At 78.6% G+C, this 669-nt stretch carries 1 protein-coding gene; it reads left to right on the forward strand.

The annotated features are described in order from the left end of the window. On the forward strand, positions 1 to 520 hold a 520-nt coding region (locus ACOV8S_RS28705), incomplete at its 5' end, for a type II secretion system F family protein (RefSeq protein WP_448321414.1). Positions 521 to 669 lie beyond the last annotated feature (149 nt).

Here is a 669-nt window from a genome sequence, read left to right on the forward strand (position 1 = left end):
GTGCGGTGCGCTGGCGGGCGAGGTGCGCGCCGGCCGGCAGCCGGGAGAGGCCCTGACCCTGGTGCTGCGCGGGGAGGGCGGCGGCGTGCTCGCCAGGGCCCTCGCTCCGGCGGTGGCGGCCGCGCGCTTCGGCGGTGACGTCGCCACGGCCCTGACAGGCGCCTCACGGGCCCCCGGGGCGGAAGGGCTGCGCGGACTGGCGGCGTGCTGGCGGGTGGCCGTGGACCGTGGCGCGGGACTCGCCGACGGCCTGGACCGACTCGACGCGGCTCTGCGGTCGGAACGGGACCGGCGCGCCGACCTCAGGTCCCAGCTGGCAGGAGCCAGAGCCACCACCGTGATGCTCGCCGGGCTGCCCGCGCTCGGTCTGCTTCTTGGCACGGCGATGGGAGCCGGCCCGCTGTGGATCCTCCTGCACACCGGACCGGGGCTGGGATGCCTGGCCGTCGGTGGTGGCCTGGAGGCAGCGGGCCTTTGGTGGGCGTCGCGCATCGTGCGCGGGGCGGAGGCTGAGGGATGACCTGGCCGGGTGTCCTGACGGCGCTGGGGGTGACGACCACGCTGGTCTGGGCGGCGGGTGAGGTCGCCGGACGCCGTGGCGCGGGGCGCGGCCGCCGGCGGGCGGCCGCGCTGCTGGGAAGACCTGCCGGGTCGCCGCCCGCCGTGCGG

The sequence above is a fragment of the Streptomyces sp. CO7 genome (assembly GCF_053474865.1).